The sequence below is a fragment of the Pontixanthobacter rizhaonensis genome (assembly GCF_012972675.1).
GTDB lineage: Bacteria > Pseudomonadota > Alphaproteobacteria > Sphingomonadales > Sphingomonadaceae > Pontixanthobacter > Pontixanthobacter rizhaonensis.
Window position 1 is genome coordinate 655634 of record NZ_JABCRE010000003.1, and the last position, 22044, is coordinate 677677.

The 22044-nt window shown below is 55.5% G+C and carries 20 protein-coding genes; 8 read left to right on the forward strand and 12 right to left on the reverse strand.

Features of this window, described 5'->3' with window-relative positions:
* Positions 1-20: 20 nt before the first annotated feature.
* Complete coding sequence (locus HKD42_RS10895) at positions 21-803, reverse strand: 3'(2'),5'-bisphosphate nucleotidase CysQ (RefSeq protein ID WP_170014061.1); 783 nt, start codon at positions 801-803, stop codon at positions 21-23.
* Between the two features lie 146 nt (positions 804-949).
* On the opposite strand from HKD42_RS10895, the gene sucC reads away from it, so the two are divergent.
* The 3 genes from sucC (at position 950) to HKD42_RS10910 (ending at position 4170) form a co-directional block, all read left to right on the forward strand.
* A complete protein-coding gene (sucC, locus tag HKD42_RS10900; RefSeq protein ID WP_170013265.1) occupies positions 950-2149 on the forward strand; it encodes an ADP-forming succinate--CoA ligase subunit beta in 1200 nt (399 codons plus the stop codon).
* A 345-nt stretch (positions 2150-2494) separates the two neighbouring features.
* Positions 2495-3241 carry an electron transfer flavoprotein subunit beta/FixA family protein gene (locus tag HKD42_RS10905; RefSeq protein WP_170013267.1) on the forward strand — a complete coding sequence of 249 codons (747 nt, stop codon included), beginning with the start codon at positions 2495-2497 and terminating at the stop codon, positions 3239-3241.
* Entirely contained in the window at positions 3241-4170 is a 930-nt protein-coding gene (locus HKD42_RS10910; RefSeq protein ID WP_170013269.1) for an electron transfer flavoprotein subunit alpha/FixB family protein, read from the forward strand. The genes HKD42_RS10905 and HKD42_RS10910 overlap by 1 nt, the downstream gene beginning before the upstream one ends.
* Positions 4171-4257: 87 nt before the next feature.
* Here HKD42_RS10910 and HKD42_RS10915 read toward each other — a convergent pair whose 3' ends face one another.
* The 6 genes from HKD42_RS10915 to HKD42_RS10940 form a co-directional block, all read right to left on the reverse strand.
* Positions 4258-5514, reverse strand: a complete 1257-nt coding sequence (locus HKD42_RS10915) for a DUF445 domain-containing protein (RefSeq protein ID WP_246236983.1) — start codon at positions 5512-5514, stop codon at positions 4258-4260.
* 49 nt (positions 5515-5563) lie between these two features.
* On the reverse strand, positions 5564-9043 hold the full coding sequence (locus tag HKD42_RS10920) for an efflux RND transporter permease subunit (RefSeq protein ID WP_170013271.1): 3480 nt from the start codon (positions 9041-9043) through the stop codon (positions 5564-5566).
* Between the two features lie 5 nt (positions 9044-9048).
* Complete coding sequence (locus tag HKD42_RS10925) at positions 9049-10260, reverse strand: efflux RND transporter periplasmic adaptor subunit (protein WP_170013273.1); 1212 nt, start codon at positions 10258-10260, stop codon at positions 9049-9051.
* 233 nt (positions 10261-10493) lie between these two features.
* Positions 10494-10757 (reverse strand): GlsB/YeaQ/YmgE family stress response membrane protein, encoded by a 264-nt coding sequence (locus HKD42_RS10930; RefSeq protein WP_170013275.1) that lies wholly within the window; start codon positions 10755-10757, stop codon positions 10494-10496.
* Between the two features lie 147 nt (positions 10758-10904).
* Complete coding sequence (gene sciP / locus HKD42_RS10935; RefSeq protein ID WP_170013277.1) at positions 10905-11204, reverse strand: CtrA inhibitor SciP; 300 nt, start codon at positions 11202-11204, stop codon at positions 10905-10907.
* A complete protein-coding gene (locus tag HKD42_RS10940) occupies positions 11201-11530 on the reverse strand; it encodes a hypothetical protein (RefSeq protein ID WP_170013279.1) in 330 nt (109 codons plus the stop codon). The genes sciP and HKD42_RS10940 overlap by 4 nt, the downstream gene beginning before the upstream one ends.
* Before the next feature lie 168 nt (positions 11531-11698).
* Here HKD42_RS10940 and mnmA point away from each other — a divergent pair, with 168 nt between their 5' ends.
* Entirely contained in the window at positions 11699-12844 is a 1146-nt protein-coding gene (mnmA, locus tag HKD42_RS10945) for a tRNA 2-thiouridine(34) synthase MnmA (RefSeq protein WP_170013281.1), read from the forward strand.
* A gap of 15 nt (positions 12845-12859) precedes the next feature.
* On the opposite strand, the gene HKD42_RS10950 is transcribed toward mnmA, so the two are convergent.
* Complete coding sequence (locus HKD42_RS10950) at positions 12860-13204, reverse strand: hypothetical protein (protein WP_170013283.1); 345 nt, start codon at positions 13202-13204, stop codon at positions 12860-12862.
* Positions 13205-13239: 35 nt separating this feature from the next.
* Here HKD42_RS10950 and HKD42_RS10955 point away from each other — a divergent pair, with 35 nt between their 5' ends.
* Complete coding sequence (locus HKD42_RS10955; RefSeq protein WP_170013285.1) at positions 13240-14379, forward strand: serine hydrolase domain-containing protein; 1140 nt, start codon at positions 13240-13242, stop codon at positions 14377-14379.
* On the opposite strand, the gene HKD42_RS10960 is transcribed toward HKD42_RS10955, so the two are convergent.
* The gene (locus HKD42_RS10960) at positions 14364-15164 is read right to left on the reverse strand and encodes a PhzF family phenazine biosynthesis protein (protein ID WP_170013287.1); all 801 of its coding nucleotides are present in this window, start codon (positions 15162-15164) and stop codon (positions 14364-14366) included. The genes HKD42_RS10955 and HKD42_RS10960 overlap by 16 nt on opposite strands.
* A gap of 30 nt (positions 15165-15194) precedes the next feature.
* A complete protein-coding gene (pdxH, locus tag HKD42_RS10965) occupies positions 15195-15803 on the reverse strand; it encodes a pyridoxamine 5'-phosphate oxidase (protein ID WP_170013289.1) in 609 nt (202 codons plus the stop codon).
* Positions 15804-15911: 108 nt separating this feature from the next.
* Between pdxH and HKD42_RS10970 the strand changes: the two genes are divergently transcribed.
* From HKD42_RS10970 to fabI, 3 genes are all read left to right on the forward strand, one after another.
* Entirely contained in the window at positions 15912-16880 is a 969-nt protein-coding gene (locus HKD42_RS10970) for a DnaJ C-terminal domain-containing protein (RefSeq protein WP_170013291.1), read from the forward strand.
* A 63-nt stretch (positions 16881-16943) separates the two neighbouring features.
* On the forward strand, positions 16944-17897 hold the full coding sequence (locus HKD42_RS10975; protein WP_343042341.1) for a YihY/virulence factor BrkB family protein: 954 nt from the start codon (positions 16944-16946) through the stop codon (positions 17895-17897).
* Complete coding sequence (fabI, locus tag HKD42_RS10980) at positions 17894-18697, forward strand: enoyl-ACP reductase FabI (protein ID WP_170013293.1); 804 nt, start codon at positions 17894-17896, stop codon at positions 18695-18697. The genes HKD42_RS10975 and fabI overlap by 4 nt, the downstream gene beginning before the upstream one ends.
* Positions 18698-18716: 19 nt before the next feature.
* On the opposite strand, the gene HKD42_RS10985 is transcribed toward fabI, so the two are convergent.
* Entirely contained in the window at positions 18717-19880 is a 1164-nt protein-coding gene (locus tag HKD42_RS10985) for a hypothetical protein (RefSeq protein WP_170013296.1), read from the reverse strand.
* Positions 19881-19882: 2 nt separating this feature from the next.
* Positions 19883-22039: a GumC family protein gene (locus HKD42_RS10990; protein ID WP_170013298.1), complete on the reverse strand. Its 2157-nt coding sequence runs from the start codon at positions 22037-22039 to the stop codon at positions 19883-19885.
* Positions 22040-22044 lie beyond the last annotated feature (5 nt).

Sequence of the window (22044 nt, forward strand, 5' to 3'; positions counted from 1 at the left end):
GCTGCAAAGCCGGCCCTTTTTTATTGGGTCGCGATAATGGCGGCCCGATCCGCCAGATGGTCAATTGCATCTGTGTGAATCGCTGGTGCGCTCACCAGCAGACCAAAAGCGCGCGGGTCACGCTTATTATACAGGAACGGACGGCCAAACGCATCGCTGACGGCCGCCCCTGCTTCGCGCGCAATAAGAGCCGCTGCGCCGATATCCCATTCAAAACCCCAACGGAGCGTCGCCACCAAATCCGCCTCGTCTGCGCCAACCATCGCAACCCGCAGGGCGATCGAGTTCGGTTGATCCACCATCGACAAGATCTGATCAACTTTTTGCAGGGACACAGCAGGCACTCTTGCTCCGGCAAACTCCTGCCGGGTCGAGGCATTAAGAGCAATGCCGTTCCGCCACGCTCCCTTGCCAGCCTCAGCCACCCATTTTTCCTGGCGCGCTGGGGCGTCGAGCATCCCCAGCAACGGTTTGCCTTCACTGATGAGCGCAACCGAAACGCACCAACCCGCGCGCCCACGCAGGAAATCCCGTGTGCCGTCGATAGGATCAACGAGCCAAATCAGGCCTTTATCGAGCCGTTTGGGATCATCCGCTGTCTCTTCCGAAAGCCAACCGGCAGACGGCAAAAGTTTTCCTAACTCGTGCCGAAGAAAGCCATCGACCTCGATATCGGCCTCCGAAACCGGGCTCCCCGGCTCTTTCTCCCAACTGGTGACTTCATGCCCGGCACCGGGCCAAAATCCGAACGCAATTTTCCCAGCTTCATCGAGAATTGCGTCGAGGCGGGAGCGATCAATCATCTGCCAATGCTGTTGGATGGCATCGCGCAACAATTCAACCCTCACTGTTTTGCGTTTCGAGCCTTTTCAACCGCGCGAATCCATGCTTAGGCGGCCAGCAGATTTATCGCTTTCTCCCTAAATTTGCTCGGAAAGACGGACATTCCATGAATATTCACGAATATCAGGCCAAAGAACTGCTCGCAAAATATGGCATCGGTATCCCCACCGGTCACGCTGCTCTGACAGTAGAAGAAGCAGTTGCGGGTGCCAAAAAATTGCCTGGACCACTCTATGTCGTCAAAGCACAAATCCATGCGGGTGGCCGCGGCAAAGGGAAGTTCAAGGAACTGGGCCCTGACGCAAAAGGCGGTGTACGCCTCGCCAAAAGCATCGAAGATGTGGAAGCGGATGCGAAAGAAATGCTCGGTAATACGCTGGTCACCATCCAGACCGGTGACGAGGGCAAGCAAGTCAACCGCCTCTACGTCACAGATGGCGTCGATATTGAACAAGAATACTATCTTGCCATGTTGGTTGACCGCGCCACAGGCCAAGTCGCCATGGTTGCCTCAACCGAAGGCGGGATGGACATTGAAGATGTCGCACACAACACTCCAGAGCTGATCACCACGATCACCATCGATCCGGCCCAAGGCTTTATGCCGCATCACGGCCGCGCCGTGGCCTTCGCGCTGAAGCTGACCGGCGATCTCAACAAACAATGCCAGAAGCTGGCAGCCAAGCTCTACACTGCGTTCATGGAACTCGACACAGAGATGCTCGAGATCAACCCTCTGGTGGAAACCAAGGCCGGCGAACTGCTTGTGCTGGACACCAAAATGAGCTTCGATGGCAACGCGCTCTATCGTCATAAAGATGTCGAAGCGATGCGCGACGAAACTGAAGAAGATCCGGCGGAAGTCGAAGCGAGCGAATATGATCTCGCTTACATCAAGCTGGACGGTAATATCGGCTGCATGGTCAATGGCGCTGGTCTGGCGATGGCGACAATGGACATCATCAAGCTCAACGGCGCGTTTCCGGCCAACTTCCTGGATGTTGGCGGCGGCGCAACCACTGAAAAAGTGACTGCGGCGTTCAAGATCATTCTGAAAGACCCTGCCGTAGAAGGCATTCTGGTGAACATCTTTGGCGGCATCATGAAATGTGACGTGATTGCGGACGGTATCGTTCAGGCGGCGAAAGACGTGAACCTCTCGGTTCCGCTGGTCGTCCGTTTAGAAGGTACCAACGTTCAGCAGGGTAAAGACATTCTGGCCAATTCGGGCCTGCCAATCGTGGCGGCGGATGATCTGGGCGATGCGGCGAAGAAAATCGTCGCTGAGGTCAAGCAAGCGGCATAAGCCGACCTCTTCACAGGCTTTTAAAGGCGGGCGGGATTGGTTCTCGTCCGCCTTTTTCATATGCGTTGGCCATTGTTCGGCGGGCTACTCATATCCTGTCTGCGAATCATGCTGAAAATGCATCGCGGCGAGCCATACCATCTGCTGTACCAGCGCCGGGCTGACGCCTGGTGCGCCAAGCAAACGCCCCAAAGTTCCAGCTTGACCGACGCCAATTGGAACGCGACAGCATCTATGCGAGTTAAGCCTTCAAAGCCATGTTTTGGAGAAGTTGCCCAACTTGACGTTTACGTAAACGCAAGCTAGGCCACGGGACAGAGTTTCTGGAAAGAGGAAAGGTACACTATGAAAATCCTCGTACCCGTAAAACGGGTTATCGATTATAACGTAAAGCCACGCGTGAAAGCGGACGGCACCGGTGTTGATCTTGCGAACGTTAAGATGAGCATGAACCCGTTTGACGAAATCGCAGTTGAAGAAGCCATCCGTTTAAAAGAAGCGGGCAAGGCAGAAGAAATCATCGCGGTATCTGTCGGTCCGGCAAAGGCGCAAGAGACCTTGCGCACGGCGTTGGCAATGGGTGCGGACCGGGCGATCCTCGTCGAGACAGATGAAGAAGTAGAGCCACTGGCTGTTGCCAAGATACTCAAAGCGATCGCCGCAGATGAAAATCCCGGATTGATCCTGCTGGGCAAACAATCGATCTCTGACGATAGTAACCAGACCGGTCAAATGCTGGCAGCTTTGATGGAGCGCCCGCAAGGCACCTTCGCCAACACAGTAGAAATTGATGGCGACAGTGTTGTCGTTAAGCGCGAAATTGATGGTGGTCTGGAAACAGTGAAACTGGCTCTGCCAGCCATCGTCACCACCGATTTGCGTTTGAATGAGCCGCGCTATGCGTCTCTGCCAAACATCATGAAAGCCAAGAAGAAGCCGCTCGACAGCAAGACGCCAGCCGATTTCGGCGTCGATATTGCGCCGCGCCTGACCACCACCAATGTCAGCGAGCCACCCGTTCGCCAGGCTGGTGAAAAGGTTGAAGATGTGGATGCGCTGGTTGCGAAGCTTAAAGCATTGGGAGTCGCATAATGAAAACTCTGGTTCTCGTTGAACACGATAATTCGTCGGTCAAAGACGCCACTCTGGCCGTTGTAACTGCCGCATCCAAATTGGGTGAAGTGCATTTGCTCGTTGCCGGCTCAGGCTGCGCAGCAGTTGCGGACGAAGCGGCCAAAATTGCTGGCGTGGACAAGGTGCATCTGGCAGATGACGCGGCTTACGCCAATCAATTGGCTGAAAACGTAGCGCCCCTGGCCGCCGGATTGATGGCAGACCACGACGCATTTCTTGCGCCAGCCACCACCAGCGGCAAAAACATCGCACCGCGCGTCGCAGCATTGCTCGACGTGATGCAGATTTCTGACATTCTTTCAGTCGAAGGCGACAAGACTTTCACGCGCCCGATCTATGCTGGCAACGCGATTGCCACAGTGGAAAGCAGCGATGCGAAATTGGTTATCACCGTGCGCGGTACCGCGTTCGATAAAGCTGCCACTGAAGGCGGTTCGGGTACAGTTGAGGCTGTTTCCGGCCCGGGTGATGCGGGTACGTCAGAATTCGTCAGTGCGGAAATCGCGAAGAGCGAACGTCCTGAACTGACCAGTGCCAAGATCATCGTATCCGGCGGGCGCGCATTGAAAGATGCTGCAACGTTTGAGGAAGTGATCACTCCGCTGGCTGACAAGCTGGGTGCAGGCATTGGTGCATCACGCGCCGCTGTTGACGCAGGGTATGTCCCCAACGACTATCAAGTGGGCCAGACCGGTAAGATTGTTGCGCCTGAAGTGTATATCGCCATCGGTATCTCCGGCGCGATCCAACACTTGGCGGGAATGAAAGATTCCAAGACAATCATCGCCATCAACAAAGATGAAGATGCACCGATCTTCCAAGTCGCCGATATCGGCTTGGTTGGTGATTTGTACAAAGTTGTACCGGAGCTTCTTGGTAAGCTGTAATCGCTAACCGTATATAGCACACAAAAGGGGTCCGCCTGCGAAGGTCGGGCCCCTTTTCTTTGCGGGCCTGTGAAGCGAATACAACCGCTAAAACAGACTATCCAGGAAATGGATGGTCACGCCGACCAGCCCGCCTACCATCGTGCCGTTGATCCGAATGAACTGGAGATCGCGCCCCACTGCGCCTTCGATCCGGTCAGTAATGGTTTGGGCGTCCCACCGGCGAACAGTCTCCGATACCAATTGGACGATCTGATCGCCGTAACGCGTGGCGATGCCCACAGCCGTGCGGCGGGCGAAGCGGTTAATCTGGGTTTGCAGCAGAGCATCTTCGCGCAGGGCTTTACCCAGTTCGGCCAAGCTCTCCCCGATCTGGCCGCCAAGCACCGTATCAGGATTGCGTGCCATGCGAATCATGCCGCCGCGGATGCGTTCCCACACGCCTTGCCACCAATCGGCTACGGCTTCGTTTTCGATGAGCTCATTCTTCATCCGCTCGACTTTGGCGCGCATTGCCGGGTCATGGATCAAATTCTGGGCCAGCTCTTGCAAGCCTTGCTCGATCTTGTCGCGCAAGGGATGGTCAGGATCGATCAACACTTCGGCCAGCAACCGGTACAAACCATCGAGGACCGAGCTTGATAGCCGCTCGTCCAGCCCGGTCCAGCGGAGCAAGCCATTGGCTCGCTCGCTAATCATTTCCCGGACCATCTCTTCATTGTCTTCCAATGTCAGCCCCGACCAGCGGACCAACGCGTCGATCAATGGTAAGTGTTTGCGATCCGCAATCGTGGTGGACAGCATTTGGCCGGCGAGCGGCGATACTTCGAGCTTCGCCATCTGCTGTTTCAGCCCGGTACGAACCTGCCCGCCCAGCCGTTCCGGATCGAGCGATTCAAAGATCCCGGCAATCAGTTCTGCCGCACCTGCTCCGATACGTGATTGCGACCCCTGTGTCGGCTGTTCCAGAAATTCGCCCATTGCGCGGGCCATATTCATATTGTGCATCCGGCGCGCTACGACCGCAGGTGTCAGGAAATTGCTCCGCAAGAAGTCCGCCATAGTATCGGCGATCCGGTTCTTGTTTGTCGGGATAATCGCCGTATGCGGGATCGGAATGCCGAGCGGGTGGCGGAACAATGCCGTGACCGCAAACCAGTCTGCAATACCGCCGACCATGGCAGCCTCTGCAAAGGCATGGAGATAACCCCAGCCGGGGTGGAATTCGAGATATTGCTTCGACAGCAGGAACAGCCCCGCCATCAGCACCAGCATCAGGGTCGCAGTGATCCGCATATTACGCGCGGTATCTGGCGGCAATTTGGGGCTCGGGGCTAAGCTCATGGCTGGGCCTTCTACCGCCACATCGCCTGCTGTTCCAGATGGTAAGGTATCACTCGGCAGGAACGGCCCCGGGCCCTTCGCCCTCGGCAAAGCCCGTCTGGTTCTCGTCCCCCGGCTTATAGGTCAGGAACCGATTGCGCAGCCATGGACCCATACGTTTCTCAAGGCCATCTGCCAGGCTGAACCCGGCAGGGACGATCATCAATGTAAGCACCGTAGACAAGATCAAGCCGCCGATCACGACCGTGCCCATCGGTGCGCGCCACGCGCCATCACCAGACCCGATCAAACCGGAAAAGGCCGTAGGCACCATGCCTGCAGTCATCGCCACTGTCGTCATGACAATAGGCTGCGCCCGTTTATGGCCGGCATCGAGTATTGCCGCCAATTTGTCGGTTCCTTTGGCCATTTCTTCGATCGCAAAATCAATCAGCAGGATGGAGTTCTTCGACACGATCCCCAGCAATAGAAGAATGCCAATATAGACCGGCATGGATTGCGCCTGGCCGACCAGCCAGATCAGGAATATCCCGCCAAGCGGGGCCAATGCCAGCGATGTCATATTGACCAGCGGGCTCATCAGCCGCTTATACAGCAACACCAGAACCGCAAACACCAGCAATACGCCGGACAGAACAGCAATATTCAGGCTTTCCATCAGCTCGGCCTGCCAAGCATCCTCGCCCACACTATCGCGGATGACACCTTGCGGAAGCGCCGCGAGAATGGGCAATGTCTCGATCTGCTCCTGCGCTGTGCCTTTGATCACGCCTTGCGCCAAATCCGCACCAACCAGAATACGGCGGTTCTGGTTATAGCGCTGGATAGTGGTCGGCCCTGATCCAAATGAGATTTCAGCGACCCGCTCAAGTGGTACAGAGCCGCCACTGGCCGTTTGCACCGGCAGATTGGCGATTGTCGTTAAATCGCCGCGCGATGCCGTCGGCAGCTTCACACGGATCGGGATCTGGCGGTCGGAGAGCGAGAATTTCGCGGCATTCTGCTCGATCTCGCCCATGGTGGCGATGCGGATGGTCTGGCTTAAGGCCGCAGTGGTTACACCCAATTCCGCAGCAATATCGGCACGCGGAGTAATCAACAACTCGGGACGGTTCATATCGGCGGTGATGCGGGGTGCGACAAGTGTATCAAGCCCCTTCATTTGCGATACCAAAGTAGACGCGGTTTCTTCCAGCAAAGCAGGGTCAGACCCGGCCAGCATAATGGTTAGATCACGTCCGCTACCAAAACCCCCAGATTGGGACTGGAACCGCACCCGGGCATCAGGTATTTTCGCCAATACGGGCGCGAGATCACGTTCGAATTCTATCGACGTTTTTTGCCGATCCTCTTTCAGTGTGATGTAGATTGTCGCATTGCCTTCACGAACACGCTCCAACGCCCGCAGGACTTCAGGCTGTTCGTAGAGAATGTCTGTCACGGCGCCCGATACGCGGGCGGTCGTCTCCAAAGTGGTTCCGGGGACCATTTCCAAAGTGATTTGGCTATTTTCATTGTCGGTTGTTGGCTGAAACGCGGCGGGGACGTTCATGAACAATAGAATTGTCAGCAACAGCGAGAAGTAGCCAACCCCGACCATCCACACCCGGTGATCATGAAAACGGGCTTCGAGATAACGCCAGCCCTCTGACAAACGCCGACCCATTGAGCGGGTGGCCAAACGGATAATGCCGAAAATCAGGAATACGGAAAGTAGACCGGCGGCAAGCGCGACAGCCAATTGAACAAGCTCCAGCGGCTTGTTGATCAGCCACCACCCCATGCTGTTGGAATCGGCTACCACGGCGCTTGCCAATGTCGACGGGATGGCCAATCCTGACAACAGGTCGTGACCGACAATAACCACGCCGCCTGATGCAACGATCAGCAACAGCAACACAGATATGGCAGACAGAACATAGAAGAACCGCTTGCGGACAGGCTCCAAACCAGCCCGCATCGCCACTGTCTTTGACCGGTCGAGCGACCAGTGTAGCAAATTCATATACCGGTCCATCCACGGGCCTTCACCATGTTCCGCGTGACCTTTGGCCTGCAGAAAATAGGCAGCCAGCATCGGGGTAATCATCCGCGCCACGGCGAGGCTCATCAAAACGGCAATCACCACGGTTATGCCAAAATTCTTGAAGAACTGTCCCGGAATACCGGGCATCAATCCCACTGGCAGAAACACGGCAACGATACAGAATGATGTGGCCACCACCGGCAGCCCGATTTCATCGGCAGCATCGATGGATGCCTGATAGGCGGATTTGCCCATCCGCATATGGCGCACGATATTCTCGATCTCCACAATGGCGTCATCCACCAGAACACCCGCCACCAATCCCAATGCCAGCAAGGACAGTTGATTGAGGTTGAAACCCAGCAGATCCATGAACCAGAATGTCGGGATAGCGGAAAGCGGAATGGCAATTGCCGAAATCACCGTCGCCCGCCAATCACGCAGAAAGAAGAACACCACAACAACAGCCAGAATGGCGCCTTCAACCATTGCAGCGATCGAACTGTCATATTGGTCTTGAGTGTACTTAACCGTATCGAACAGGGGGATGAACGTCACACCGGGGTTTTCTGCTTCGATTTCAGCGATAATCACTTTGGCTTCTTCAAACACCGTGACATCCGAGGCGCCCTTGGCGCGCGCCATGAAGAAGTTCACGACTTCCTTGTCGCGTACTTTGCTGATCGAGCTCCGCTCGCTGTAGCCATCGCGTACAGTCGCCACTGATGACAATTGCACAGTGCGGCCATTGCCCAGGCGAATCTGCTTCTGGGATAAATCATACGCGGTGTCGACATTACCCAGAACGCGCACGGACTGGCGGGTTCCGCCAATCTCTGCCATCCCGCCTGCTGCATCGAGATTGTCGGATCGCAATACTTGGTTGATTTGGCTCGCAGTCACGCCCAGCGCCTGCATCTTCGCGGGATCCAGAACCACCTCGATTTCGCGGTCCACACCGCCGAAACGGCCCGCTTCGCCCATGCCATCAATCGTCAAAAGACGTTTGGCGACAGAATCATCAATGAACCAACTGAGTTGTTCAATGGTCATGTCATCGGCTTCAACCGCATAGATACCCAGGAAGCCGCCTGCGATCTCCTCTTTGCTGATACGCGGTTCAAGGATGCCATCAGGCAGGCTTCCGCGGATCGTATCAACCGCGTTCTTTACTTCTGCCACTGCATCATTGGGATCGGTCCCGATCTCGAATTCGATGAAAGTATTGGTACTGCCTTCGCGTGCTGTCGAATTGAGAGAATTTACGCCGTTGATATTGCTAACTGCAGATTCCACGATTTGGGTGATCTGGTTTTCAATTTCTGTCGGGGCGGCGCCCGGTTGCGAGATAGAAACATTCACAGCCGGAAAATCGATATCCGGGTTGTTCACCACATCCATATCATTGAAACTGAGGATGCCCGCCAATGAAATGGCGACAAAGAACACCAGCGGAATAACCGGGTTTCTAATCGACCAAGCGGATATGTTCCGGAAATCCATAGCGACTAACCCTCGATCGCCTTGCCGGCCGCATCGACCAGCTGCGGACTGATGAGCTCGCCTTCAGTCAAGAACCCGCCGGCCTGGTAAACCACGCGCTCACTGCCTTCCAGACCATCGACCACTGCAATTCCTTGCGCGGTTACGAGGCCGGTTTTCACACGGCGGCGCTCCACTTTATTCTCTTTGCCGACAACATATACAAACGCCCCCTCATCATCCGACAACAGCGCGGATTCTGGCAGAATGGGGGCGACAACCGTGCCGCTGGCAATTGTTGCGTTGGCGAAACCGCCGGGACGCAATTCGGGCGCATATGACAAAGCGATGCGCGCTGTCCCTTGGCGGCTTTGCGGGTCAATAACCGGCGACACTTGCCAGATTTGGCCTTCGAAGCTTTTATCTGATCCAGTGGGCGTAATCGACGCCGCAAGACCGGCAGATAATGTGGCCAGATCCACTTCGCTCAATTGCGCGAGCATTTCCATTTCACCGCCGCGCGCGATCCGGAACAAAGCACCCGACCCAGCGCTTACCACTTGGCCAGGCTCCACCATCCGCTCCAGAATAAGCCCCGCTGCCGGCGCCACAATATTGAGGCGAGAATTGCGCGCGCGGGTTTCCCCGACCTGCGCCTCAGCCACTTTTACACGCGCATTTGCCGCATCGCGTGTGGCGGTAAGCCGGTCAATATCCGCCTTACTGATAAAGCCCCGCTCCACCAGTTTGAGCGCGCGGTCCAGATTGGCTTGCGCCAGATCGGCATCAGCTTTTGCGACACTCACCTGAGCAGACTGGCTGGCAATTTGTTGATTTTGAACCGAACGATCAATCACAGCCAACACTTGGCCCGCACGGACCCAATCGCCAGCCTCTACTGGAACCAGTGTTACTCGGCCGCCTTCGCCAGCGACACCAACGGGGAGCTCACGCCGCGCAGCCAAAGTGCCGGTGGCATTAATCTGACCCTCGATAGTGGTTTTGCCGGGTGCGATTACGCTAATCGCAGCAGCCTGCCCTTCGCGGTCATCAGCCGCAGGTGTCGCGCCTGCCCCATTGGTGACATAGAAATAGGCTGCGGCAATCGCGCCAAGCAACAACAGGGCGATCACAATGTAGGCGATCTTGCGGCTGGGTTTGGTATGCGTTCCCTGCATATCGAACTGTTCGCTCGGATGGTCGGCGGTTTCTGCCCGGACGTTTGTTTGGTAATTCATCGCTTGTCCTGATCGCCTTTGATCTCGTTCCAGAAGGGTGTGTTACACATATATATCACCCGGCGCAATGCGCGTGTTTTTTCATCTTAGCCGCTAAGCCGGTCATTCAACACAGGCAAGGGTAGGTTCGACAGGCGACGTTTTAGACCGATGAAACGCGTAAATGACGCATACGATAAGGGCGAGGAAATTGCTCATTTCCCCGCCCTTACAATCAATCTAAGTTCAACAGCTTAGCGAACACGGCCACGCTGAACGAGGTTCACGATACCCAGCAAGATAACTGCGCCGACAACCGCTACGGCCAAACCCGTGATCGAAAATTCCTGAACGCTACCGGAAATACCAAAATATCCGGCAACCCAGTTACCGATGACAGAACCGACACAACCAACGACGATATTCCAAAAAATACCCATCGACGCATCGCGGTTCATCACCAAGCTAGCGAGCCAACCGGCGACTCCGCCAACGACCAATGCAATAATCCAACCCATAACAACCTCCTGTTTTATATCACTTTGCTTCGACCAAATAACGATAGGACGCGCAAAATGTTCCTCAAGTGGACTTGAGAAGATCAGGGGATAGTCAGTTTTGGGTATTTTGCCTAGGCTGACGCTGTGCCGGCAAAGCTATCAATGTCAGTATTTAAGCTGGCGCTCGTACAGATCGCGATAATGCTGAATGCGCGTGACGCGTAGCCCTTGCATCCCGGAACGATCTACAGCGCGCTGCCAAGAAGCGAATTCTTCCAGCGTTAACCCGTACCGTTCCAATACGTCATCAATGGTCAACAGACCACCATTTACAGCAGCAACCACTTCGGCCTTGCGCCGCACAACCCAGCGTTTCGTCGATGGTGGCGGCAAATCGTCGATAGACAGCGGCTCACCCAGAGGACCGATAACTTTTGCCGGACGGATTTTTTGGTTCTCGATCATGGTTGCTCTCTGCTTGGCGTCTGCACAGTCTCTGTGCTCGCCAACATCTTTGACGCGTCGGTTTTGCGATGCCCTAAAATTGTAGGGTTAACGCCGCCGGCAATTTTGTTAACAATCGAGGAATCATCCTGAACCTCCACCTGTGACAAGGCAGAAAAGCTGCCAGCAGCTGGTGTGCCGGTAGCTCGGGCAGAGCGGACGACATCACGGCGCAGTTCGCGAGCAGCATCAAGCCGAGCGACAAGCGCCGCCCATTCAACACGGCGCAAACCACTCATACCTGACGACTCGACCGAGTCGAATTGGGGGATAGATCCTTCGAACATTCCCGCCTTCTAGAACCGCTTGGTCAAAATCAGGTAAAGCCGCAGTTTACATCTGATTAGGATTACCAAAGAGAAGGTGAACGCCGCGATATGGCATCTTTGCCGCTCGATAATCGGGCCGGACTAGCGCACTAGCAGTATGAGATCGCGCCGTGTAAAGGCGCGGCTATGACCGCTCAAGCTCTCTTCGATTCCTCTTTGGATACCGCTGCCTTATTTGACCTGCCGCGTCCGGCAGCCGAATGCCGCATCGTTGTCGCCATGTCTGGCGGTGTCGATTCATCGGTTGTGGCCGCGCTCGCCGCAGCAACCGGTGCAGAAGTCATTGGTATTACGCTGCAGCTCTATGATTACGGCGCAGCCACCGGCCGCAAAGGCGCCTGCTGCGCCGGCGATGATATTAGCGACGCAAGGGCGGTGGCCGATAATCTGGGTATTGCACATTACGTATTTGATCACGAAAGCGCGTTTCGGGAAGAAGTGGTCGAACAATTTGCTGATGATTATCTGTCGGGCAAAACTCCGGTGCCTTGCATTCGCTGCAATATGGGTCCGAAATTCACAGACCTGCTGCGTATGGCGAAAGAGCTGGGCGCAGACTGCCTGGCGACAGGCCACTATGTCCGCCGGGTCATTGGGGCGGCTGGTCCAGAATTACACCGCGCATTGGATCCGGCCCGCGACCAGTCCTATTTTCTCTATGCGACGACCGATCAACAGCTCGACTTCATCCGGTATCCGCTGGGCGGCCTGCCAAAAACGCAAGTGCGCGAATTGGCCGAACAGGCTGGCCTGCGGAACGCAGCCAAGCCCGACAGTCAGGACATCTGCTTCGTCCCAGACGGCGATTATGCAAAAATCGTCCGCTCGATCCGCCCCGAAGGCGGCCAGCCGGGCGCGATTGTCCATGCGCAAACCGGCGAAGAGCTGGGCCAACACAAAGGTGTCATTCATTATACCGTTGGCCAGCGCCGCGGACTTGAAATCGGCGGACTGGCCGAGCCGCTTTATGTCGTCGGCCTAGATGCTGCCAAGGCGCAGGTTCTGGTCGGACCGAAGATCATGCTGGCGGTGCATTCAGCCAATATCATCGAGACCAACCGTATCGGCCCGCTACCCGATGCCCCGCTAACTGCCAAAGTCCGCTCTCTGTCCAAGCCAGTGCCGATTACGCTTGATGGACCATTGGGCGATGGCGCAGCCACTACTATCCGGTTCGAAAATCCCGAATTTGGGGTCGCGCCAGGGCAGGCAGCCGTTATCTATTGCGGCGAACGTGTTGTGGGTGGCGGCTGGATCGATTCTACGGATTAAACCGCCTACGGGTGATCAATCCGGCCAGCTTTCCAGCACACAGCCATACCCTTCACGGTAGGTCGCCGTTTCCGAAACAATCAAAGGAAAACGGGCTGTCACGCTTTTGGCTTCAGCATCTTCTTTGAGCGAGATAAGCTCCATGCCTGCCAGTTTATCCTTCGCGCAGTCATCCAAATCACGCCCCCCGACAAACCGGCAAGAGCACGCCACGCGCGCTGTGTATGCGGTGCCCGCACCGGCATAGCCTTGTATCGGTGCGCGGTAGAACCAAACTGCGATCGCGGCGACAATCAACAGAACCAACACTACCCAAGGCCAACGGCGTGACCGGGACGGCGAGGATGTCGTTTTAACCATTGCCAAGTGTTTTCCTGTGCGCGAGTGAAGCATCCATGACCGGACGTTTCCCTGCCCATATCGCGCGTATTGCTATCCTACCAGCCCTTCTGTTGGCTGGTATATCCGGATGCAGTGGGCCGCCCCCGGCTGAGCACCCTCTCAGCGAGGATGCGTTGAAAGCTGTTTCGGATGATGCCGGGGCACCGAGCGATGTCGTTGCCCGCCAAATAGACGATCTCTTTTCCAAACCGGCATTGGGCGAAACCCGATCGCTTCTGGTATATCATAATGGTGCAATCGTGGCTGAGCGGTATGGCGAAGGCTATGATGAAAACACCCGCCTTATCAGTTGGTCGATGGCCAAAACCATTACTGCCGTAATGATCGGCATGCTGGTTTCAGACGGGCGCCTGCGATTGGACGAATCGGTCCCCGAACCGCGATGGAATCGTCCCGGAGATCCGCGCGCCGAGATCACGTTGCGCCAACTGCTACAAATGCGGGCTGGACTGCGCCACACAGAAGCCGGTGATCCACCTTATGAATCGGCTGAAGTGCGGATGTTATTCATGGATGGCCGCGATGACATGGCCGATTGGGCGACATCGCAGCCGCTGGAAGCAGAACCCGGTGCCAAGTTTGAATATTCCAGCAACACAACCGTCATTCTGGCAGATATTGCCGCGCGTGTTCTTACCGACAGCAGCGACCCCGATATCCGCCGTACAGCAGTAGATACATATCTCAGGACGAGGCTATTCGGCCCTATCGGCATGGATTCGATGGTGCCTGAATATGACGCAAACGGCACCTTGATCGGCGGCAGCTTGATGCACGCCACAGCTAGGGACTGGGGCAAGTTTGGTGAATTTCTGCGCAATGGCGGGTCGGTACGCGGGGCACAATTGATCCCGCGCAAATGGATCGATTTTATGACCACACCCAGCCCGCGAAGCCCGCATTATGGCGGGCAAACATGGCTAAACCGGCCGACGGGGGACGACCAGCATCCGCTATTTCCCAATCGCGCACCCGACAACATGTTCGCGGCCATCGGGCATATGGGGCAATATGTGTTGGTTTCGCCAAGTCAGGGGCTGACCATTGTCCGTCTGGGCCATTCCACCAGCGAAGAACGCCCGCCCATGCTGCAAGAGCTGGCGGATATTATGGAACTCTACCCCGAAAGGTAGAAAGTTCCCTCAACCACCGTGACACAGGGCCCGCCAAGCCAAGCGCGATCGCCCTCTAACCGGCAGACCAGATCACCCCCGCGCTGCGACGCTTGGTGGGCGGTGAATTGATTTTTGCCCAGTTTCGCGGCCCAGAACGGAGTAAGCGCTGCGTGGGCAGAACCGGTTACGCTGTCTTCATCTACGCCCCATGCAGGAACAAAAACCCGGCTGACGACATCATGCTCCTCACCAGGGGCAGTGCAGATGGCCATGATATCGATCTGGCCTAGCGCGCGGATATCCGGCGACAATGCGCGGATAGCAGCTTCGTTTTCAAACAAGATGATCGCGGTTTGCTCTGCCCCGGAATAGGAATGGAACACTTCACCTGACGCGCCTAGCGCTGATAGCAAGTCAGCGTCGTTTCGCTGCTCTACCAACGTCACCGGTAACGACAGCTCATAGCCCGCTTGAGCCTTGCGGACCTCCAGAACCCCTGCCTTGCGCGTGCGGAACGTCACCACATCGCCGCCATCACGGCTCAAGACAACATGGCCGCTTGCCAACGTCGCATGGCCGCACAACGCTACCTCCGAAGTGGGGGTAAACCAACGCAATTCATAATCCGCAGCACCGGTCCCATCAGGCACCAAAAACGCAGTCTCCGCGAAGTTGTTTTCTTCCGCTATGGCCAGCAGCACCGCATCATCCAACCATTCCTGAAGCGGCATGACCGCGGCCTGATTGCCCGCAAAGGGTTGTTCAGCAAAAGCGTCAACGTGCCAATAGGGCAAGCGTGTCATAGCATATGTCCTCGCAGTATAGTGATGTGATCAGGGATAGAGCAGCTGATCGTTCCAGCCTTCACCGTCCCGGACAAACCGGCGGCGATCGTGCAGGCGGTTGGGGCGATCAAGCCAGAACTCAAACGCTTGCGGGGTGATGGTAAAGCCAGTCCAATGGGCTGGTCGCTCCACTTGCTTCCCCTCGAACCGCTTCTCCGCTTCGGCAAAGCGTTCCACAAACCTGGCCCGTTCCGGCAGCGGCCGGGACTGGTCAGACGCGACTGCGCCCAGTTGGGAATCCCGTGAACGGCTGTGAAAATAGGCATCGGCCACGTCGGGCGCGACTTCTGAAAGCGGGCCTTCAATCCGGATCTGCCGCCTCAGGCTTTTCCAGTGAAACAACAATGCCGCTTGGGCATTGGCCCGAATTTCACCGCCCTTGCGGCTTTCCGCATTGGTATAAAAGGTGAAGCCATGCGGGCCATGACCCTTCAGCAAAACCATCCTAACAGATGGCGCGCCGTCTGGCGTCGATGTCGCCAGTGCCATTGCATTGGAATCGTTGATCTCAGTTTCGCGGGCCTCTTTAAACCAAACGTCAAACAGGGCGAATGGATCGCTGGAGGGGACTTCACTGTGGAGTTGATCGGTGCTCATGCGGGGTCTCTAACGCCAACCGGATAGGCTGCAAAGGAATTGTCGCAGGAGCAATTGAAACACAGCATTAGCTTGCACGGCGGCACTGTTGCACCTAGCTAACACGGTATGAGTGATCCGTATAAAATCCTGGGTGTTCCGCGCACTGCGTCCGAAAGCGAAATCAAAAGCGCTTACCGGAAGCTCGCCAAAGAACTCCATCCTGATAAAAACAAGGATAACCCCAAGGCGACAGAGCGCTTTTCCGCCGCGACCAATGCCTATGATTTGCTGTCCGACAAGGCGAAGCGCGGACAGTTCGATCGCGGCGAGATCGACGCAGAAGGCAATCCGGCCAGTCCTTTCGGCGGCATGGGCGGCGGGTTCGGTGGTGCACGCGGCGGTGGCGGCCGGCATCCACAGGGTGGTTTCAGCGCTCAGGACTTTGAGGGATTTTCACAAGATGGTGTTGATCTAGGGGATATTTTTGAAGGCCTGTTTGGCGGCGGCGCGGCGGGCGCCCGCGGCCCAGGGGGCCCCTCCGGTTTTGGCCGCAGACCGCCGCCTCCACCGCCGAGGAAAGGCGCGGAAATCACCTATCGGCTGCGCGTCCCGTTTATAGATGCGGCCAGCAGGACAGATCAACGCATTACGCTGGCAGATGGTAAAACCATCGACATGAAGCTGCCAGCCGGTGTCGAAAACGGAACAAAAGTCCGGCTTAAAGGCAAGGGAGAGTCTGGCCCGGGCGGTGCCGGTGACGGGATTGTGCTAATCACGGTCGATACCCATGCCTATTTCCGCAGAGACGGCGATGCTGTGCGGATGGATTTGCCTATCACACTGGACGAGGCGGTTCGCGGGGCCAAAATCAAAGTGCCCACCGTAGATGGCGCGGTGATGATGACGATAAAACCCGGGACCAATGGCGGGACCGTGCTGCGCTTGAAAGGGAAAGGCTTCTCCAAAAAGAACGGCACGCGCGGCGATCAGCTGGTGACGCTGGAGATTATCTTGCCCGAAGACCTTTCCGATCTGAATGAGCGGCTGGATGGGTGGCAAGATACCGGCAATCCCCGTAAGGAAATGGGTGTCTAAACAAATTGCCGCAGATGAAAGCCCTGATCCATTAGCGATATTCGCCAAACCGGTTCGGTACCAGTGCCGTCACTTTCCCCCGAGGCCCGGCGGCGGAAACGTGACGCGCTGAAAGACGGATTGCAGGACAAAATCGGCCCAAGCACGCGGATTTATCAAGTTATCAATCGCACCATTTCCGGCGCATGGAACGATGGCACAATCCACGCTGGCAACCTTGCTTACCTTGCAATGCTGTCGATTTTTCCCTTCTTCATTTTGGGAGCTGCTATCTTCTCCGCCATTGGCGAGGAAAGCGAAAGACTGGCATTGGTACAGGCTCTGCTGGCGGCGCTACCACCCGTCGTAGCGAGCGTTATCGAACCTGTGGCGCGTGATGTGGTAGAAGCCAGAAACGGCGCGCTTCTATGGCTAGGCGGTGCTGCCGGACTGTGGAGCGCTTCTGGCCTGATTGAGACTATCCGTGATATTCTCCGGCGCGCTTATGGGACAGAGGCCACGCTCGCTTTCTGGCGGTCGAGACTGCTATCGGTCGGGATTATCATTGCATCCGTGGTGGTGCTGATGCTGTCCCTGATCGCACAATTTGTCATCGGGGCAGCGCAGCAGGTCATCGCGGCCTATATTCCGTGGTTTATGGAGGCGATCAACGAGCTGTCCTTCTCCCGCATTATTCCGGCAATTGGTCTCTTTGGTTCGATCTTTATGCTGTTCATTACACTGACACCAATTGAATATCGCGGGCGGCGCTATCCCAAATGGCCAGGCGCGGCATTGGTGACCGTTTGGTGGATCGCGGTGGCCATCGCCTTGCCGCGGGTGTTATCCGGCTTTTTCACTTATGATCTGACCTACGGTAGTTTGGCAGGGATCATGATAACGCTGTTCTTTTTCTGGCTGGTTGGGCTGGGAATGGTTATTGGCGCAGAATTCAATGCCGCATTGGCCGAACCGCTTGATGCGGAAACGGCGAACGATATAGACGGCGAAGCAGTGCAGAAGGATCAAGCACAATGAACGGTTTGATGGCAGGAAAACGCGGGCTGATTATGGGTCTGGCAAACGAGAAATCGATTGCGTGGGGCATAGCAAAACAGCTGAGCGAGCAGGGCGCAGAGCTAGCGTTCACTTACCAAGGTGATGCGCTGGCGAAGCGCGTTAAGCCGCTGGCTGAACGGCTGGGATCTGACTTCACCTTTGAATGCGACGTGTCAGAAATGTCCGCTCTGGATGCCGCCTTCGAAACGCTGAAAAGCCGCTGGGACACGATTGACTTTGTCGTTCACGCGATAGGCTTTTCAGACAAGGCAGAGCTGCGCGGACAGTATCTTGATACGAGCCTCGACAATTTCCTTATGACGATGAATATCTCCGCCTATAGCCTCGTGGCTGTGACCAAGCGGGCGGCGGAGATGATGCCTGAAGGCGGGTCAATCCTGACGCTAAGCTATTACGGCGCAGAAAAAGTCATCCCGCATTATAACGTAATGGGCGTAGCCAAAGCCGCTCTTGAAACCAGCGTTCAATATCTGGCAAATGACCTGGGGCCGAAGAATATCCGCGTCAACGCCATCAGCGCGGGGCCGATTAAGACGCTCGCCGCCAGCGGGATTGGCGATTTCCGCTACATTCTGAAATGGAATGAACTGAACTCGCCATTGCGCCGTAATGTAACGATTGACGATGTCGGCGGTTCAGGCGTGTACTTCCTGTCCGACCTGTCCTCAGGCGTCACAGGCGAAGTCCACCACGTCGATGGCGGATATCATGTAGTCGGCATGAAGCAAGAAGACGCACCCGATATTGCGTTGGATTGAACCACATCTCTGTCGACAGTCAATCAACCGATAACTGCAGTTTCTCGATGCTTCCACGCACAGGACTTCGCCCACTCCATGACCGTCCAGAAAGAGATATCCTTAAGTACTGGCAAGAAACCGTCGGAATGATGACCTGATTTTCGCCCTCTGAAAACCGGTGCTCAACAATTGTAGCGTCAAGATTGCTGCATGCTACCCGTAGACGAGCATCGGCGACTTGGGCGGCAGGCAAAAGGTTGTGACGGAATGTAATATTGAACGGTCGGGCTGGGTTGCTGATGATGCGCTCTGCCCAAACGCCTCCATCGCCGCTGCGTGCATAGACCTCAAGAACGTCTTGATCGCGACTCGGTTGCGCACGTAAGCCGCTGTCGCTAGCCAACTGCCAATCAAAAGGAGGAAAGTTTGATTGCCAAGACAATTCAGATGCAGATGCCTCCAAACCATTTTGTCCAGTAGCTCTCTCATAGATTTCAGCCGCTGCCGTCATTTCATTCTGTAGTGCCAGCGCGGATATGAGGCGGGCATCGATCGCAGCGTCCACTTTGTTTCTGGATAGACGCAACTTTGCCAAGTTCGAAAGGACGGACGGTTGATTGACCGCTGCTTGAAAGAACTTTTTCTGCCAAACGGGCCCTTGATCTAAAATGCTGGCCAGCGCAGGCAAGGCGTCGTCATTCTCTAAAGATCGGGCCAGGACTGGAAAAAATAAATCCGATTTTGTCGGATGCACACGCAAAATTCGGTCAAGCGTTGCCAAAGTAGACGGGTAATCTTGATACTCTAGACTTCGCTGCAATAGCAGTCCTTGAAGCATCAAGTTCCGCCTATTGAGACTGCCAGCGGCATCCAGAATCTGTATTTTACGGCTAGACTCCTCTTCGGAAATTGCGGCCAGTGATAGAGCAATGGGTGTTAGCGGTTCTAATTCAAAGGCTTTCAAAGCGAGCACTCTGGCGTTCGTTGCGCCGGCAGCCAAGGTCTCTGGCGACACCGCCGTCAGACGAAATTGCCGTAGAGCTAGCTGTTCATATGCAAGCCCATTCCATGGATTAGCCATACTTGCGTAGGCAGGGTTAGTTCGTGTTTGCGTAGCGCTTAAAGCTTGTAGGAAGAAAATAGCGGAAACACTGATCCCAAAAATCGCAACAAGTATCAAATTGAAAGATCGTTTGAACACTATCACTCTTCTTCGGGGGTATCGCCATAGCCATAGCCATAGCCGTAGCCGTAGCCGTAGCCGTAGCCGTAGGCTGCGTTTCTTTGATCCAATTTTGTAACGACCGCGCCGAAGATGGTAGCATTCGCAGTGGCAAGGCGCCCCAATGCCGTTTGAACAGCCCGAATATTCGCACCATTTGACTCTACAATGTAGACAACCCCTTCAACAGCACGTGATACTTCCAATGCATCAGCAAGGCCGAGCACAGGTGCGCCGTCGACAATCACTTGATCATAAGTGTCCAGCGCCATGTCTACAATTTCTTTAAGTTTTGACCCTGAGAGCAGTTCCACAGGGTTGGGCGGTCGATGGCCAGCAGGCAACAAATCAAAACCATGTTCCTCAACCCAAACAGCAGCTTCGGCCAACGTGCCACCCCCGCTTAACAAAGTGCTCAGGCCCTTGCCGGGATCGGTTGCTAGTCCGATAAAGTCACTTATCCCAGAATGCCGCAAATCCGCGTCAACCAAAAGCACTTTCTTACCCAATTGGGCAAAGCTACGCGCCAGCGCCACACCTGAAAGGGTCTTACCCTCATTGGGACGCGTACTGGTAAGCATCAAGGCTCTCGGCGCGCCAGTCGCAGTCAAGAACGTCATATTGGTCCGTGCTGCGGTGTAAGCCTCACTGACTTCGGAACTGCGACGAAGCAGCTCATCAACAATGTCCGCGCCTTGCACTCTTGGAATAAGACCAAGCGGCACAATTCCTAGCTTGTTGCGCACATCATTCGGGTCACGCACGGTACGGTCCATCGTCTCACGCAAATAAACAACCGCCGCAGCGGCGAGGAGACCGGCCCCCAACCCAACAAACAGATTGACGAGCAGCGACGGCGAATATGCCTTTAAAGGAGTGCTCGCCGCATCGACCAGCGTGACATTATTCTTGCCAGCTCCCGCAGCCTCAAGCTCTTTATATCGTTGGAGCAAAGCATCATATAATTCGCGGTTCGTATCCACTTCCCGCTTCAATATACCGTACTGGATTCCTTGCCCTTGCTGGCCCAAAAAGGAGCCCTTCACATCCGCCAGTTTTGTCCGCAGCGCACGCTCTTGGAGCAAAGCTTTGCGGTAAGCAGCTTGAAGAGCACCATTATCAATACTGCTTTCGACGTTTAGCGCCTCTTGTAGTGCGGAGATTTCGGCCAACTTAGCCTTGATCTCAGGGTATTCTGGACCAAATTTCGAACGCAACTCAGCAAGCTCTGCCTGCTCTTCAGCGAGACGCCCCCGAAGGGCCGCTGCGGATGCCGCTCCTGTTTCGCCAGTCGATCCTGCATTGAGTGCACTCTCTGCTTGGATGCGTTCAGTGGTCGCAGTGGCCAGCGCAGTGTTCAACGCAGCTAGTTCAGCACCAACCAGCGTCTGAGAAGCCGCGTCAGAACCACCGGATTCACGCCCAGTATCTATGATCACCAACTCGTTTGCGTTAGCATAATCAACCAGCTCCCTCTCGGTTATGGCAAGCTTATCGCGCAATTCCGCAATCTGCCCCTCAAGAAAGTCCCGTGCCTCTATGTTTGCGCCGAAACGCTTCTGGTAGTTAGCTGCGATATACTCGTTGGCCCACAGATTAGCTATGCGAGCTGACACTTCACGGCTGGCGCTAGAATAGCTGATATCAACAAGACTGGTCCGATCTAAAGGATTGATCTGGACGTTGCCAAGCAAGATCGTGCCAAGAGTGCGTTCGGTGATCTCTTGTGAAGGATCCAATCCAATAGCAGCCAATAGCTCTTCATCACGAGCGAGGTTGCCCGAGGCAATCACACGGTTGACTAATGACCGGGATTGCAACAGTTCAAACTGCGTATCATAATATTGCTGCTCGCTGAATCGACTCTCCACCTCAAGCGGCTGGGACGAGACAACATTCTGGCGAACTAATGAAATCTCGACGCGCGCGGTCGCGCGGTAGAGGCTTGTCGATAAAAGCGTCACAATGAGGCCAATCAGCAGGCCGATCACCACAATCCCAAGCAACCAATATTTGAGGTTGAGGGCTTGTATCCAGAACCTTTCAAAGTCTATTTGCAACAATGAAACCGAAGGATTGCCGCCATCGGGCTCATTGTGCTCCGAGAGCACGCGTACAGGGCCAGTATCTTTACTCATTTCTG

Bases quoted from the DNA above. Each gene is read 5' to 3' on its own strand.
- HKD42_RS10920 (WP_170013271.1), bottom strand. From the start codon at position 9,043: ATGGATTTCCGGAACATATCCGCTTGGTCGATTAGAAACCCGGTTATT.
- HKD42_RS10960 (WP_170013287.1), bottom strand. From the start codon at position 15,164: ATGACACGCTTGCCCTATTGGCACGTTGACGCTTTTGCTGAACAACCC.
- HKD42_RS10930 (WP_170013275.1), bottom strand. From the start codon at position 10,757: ATGGGTTGGATTATTGCATTGGTCGTTGGCGGAGTCGCCGGTTGGCTC.
- HKD42_RS10925 (WP_170013273.1), bottom strand. From the start codon at position 10,260: ATGAATTACCAAACAAACGTCCGGGCAGAAACCGCCGACCATCCGAGC.
- sucC (WP_170013265.1), top strand. From the start codon at position 950: ATGAATATTCACGAATATCAGGCCAAAGAACTGCTCGCAAAATATGGC.
- HKD42_RS10970 (WP_170013291.1), top strand. From the start codon at position 15,912: ATGAGTGATCCGTATAAAATCCTGGGTGTTCCGCGCACTGCGTCCGAA.
- fabI (WP_170013293.1), top strand. From the start codon at position 17,894: ATGAACGGTTTGATGGCAGGAAAACGCGGGCTGATTATGGGTCTGGCA.
- HKD42_RS10955 (WP_170013285.1), top strand. From the start codon at position 13,240: ATGACCGGACGTTTCCCTGCCCATATCGCGCGTATTGCTATCCTACCA.
- HKD42_RS10940 (WP_170013279.1), bottom strand. From the start codon at position 11,530: ATGTTCGAAGGATCTATCCCCCAATTCGACTCGGTCGAGTCGTCAGGT.
- HKD42_RS10990 (WP_170013298.1), bottom strand. From the start codon at position 22,039: ATGAGTAAAGATACTGGCCCTGTACGCGTGCTCTCGGAGCACAATGAG.
- HKD42_RS10950 (WP_170013283.1), bottom strand. From the start codon at position 13,204: ATGGTTAAAACGACATCCTCGCCGTCCCGGTCACGCCGTTGGCCTTGG.
- pdxH (WP_170013289.1), bottom strand. From the start codon at position 15,803: ATGAGCACCGATCAACTCCACAGTGAAGTCCCCTCCAGCGATCCATTC.
- HKD42_RS10895 (WP_170014061.1), bottom strand. From the start codon at position 803: ATGATTGATCGCTCCCGCCTCGACGCAATTCTCGATGAAGCTGGGAAA.
- HKD42_RS10910 (WP_170013269.1), top strand. From the start codon at position 3,241: ATGAAAACTCTGGTTCTCGTTGAACACGATAATTCGTCGGTCAAAGAC.
- HKD42_RS10915 (WP_246236983.1), bottom strand. From the start codon at position 5,514: ATGAGCTTAGCCCCGAGCCCCAAATTGCCGCCAGATACCGCGCGTAAT.
- sciP (WP_170013277.1), bottom strand. From the start codon at position 11,204: ATGATCGAGAACCAAAAAATCCGTCCGGCAAAAGTTATCGGTCCTCTG.
- HKD42_RS10905 (WP_170013267.1), top strand. From the start codon at position 2,495: ATGAAAATCCTCGTACCCGTAAAACGGGTTATCGATTATAACGTAAAG.
- mnmA (WP_170013281.1), top strand. From the start codon at position 11,699: ATGACCGCTCAAGCTCTCTTCGATTCCTCTTTGGATACCGCTGCCTTA.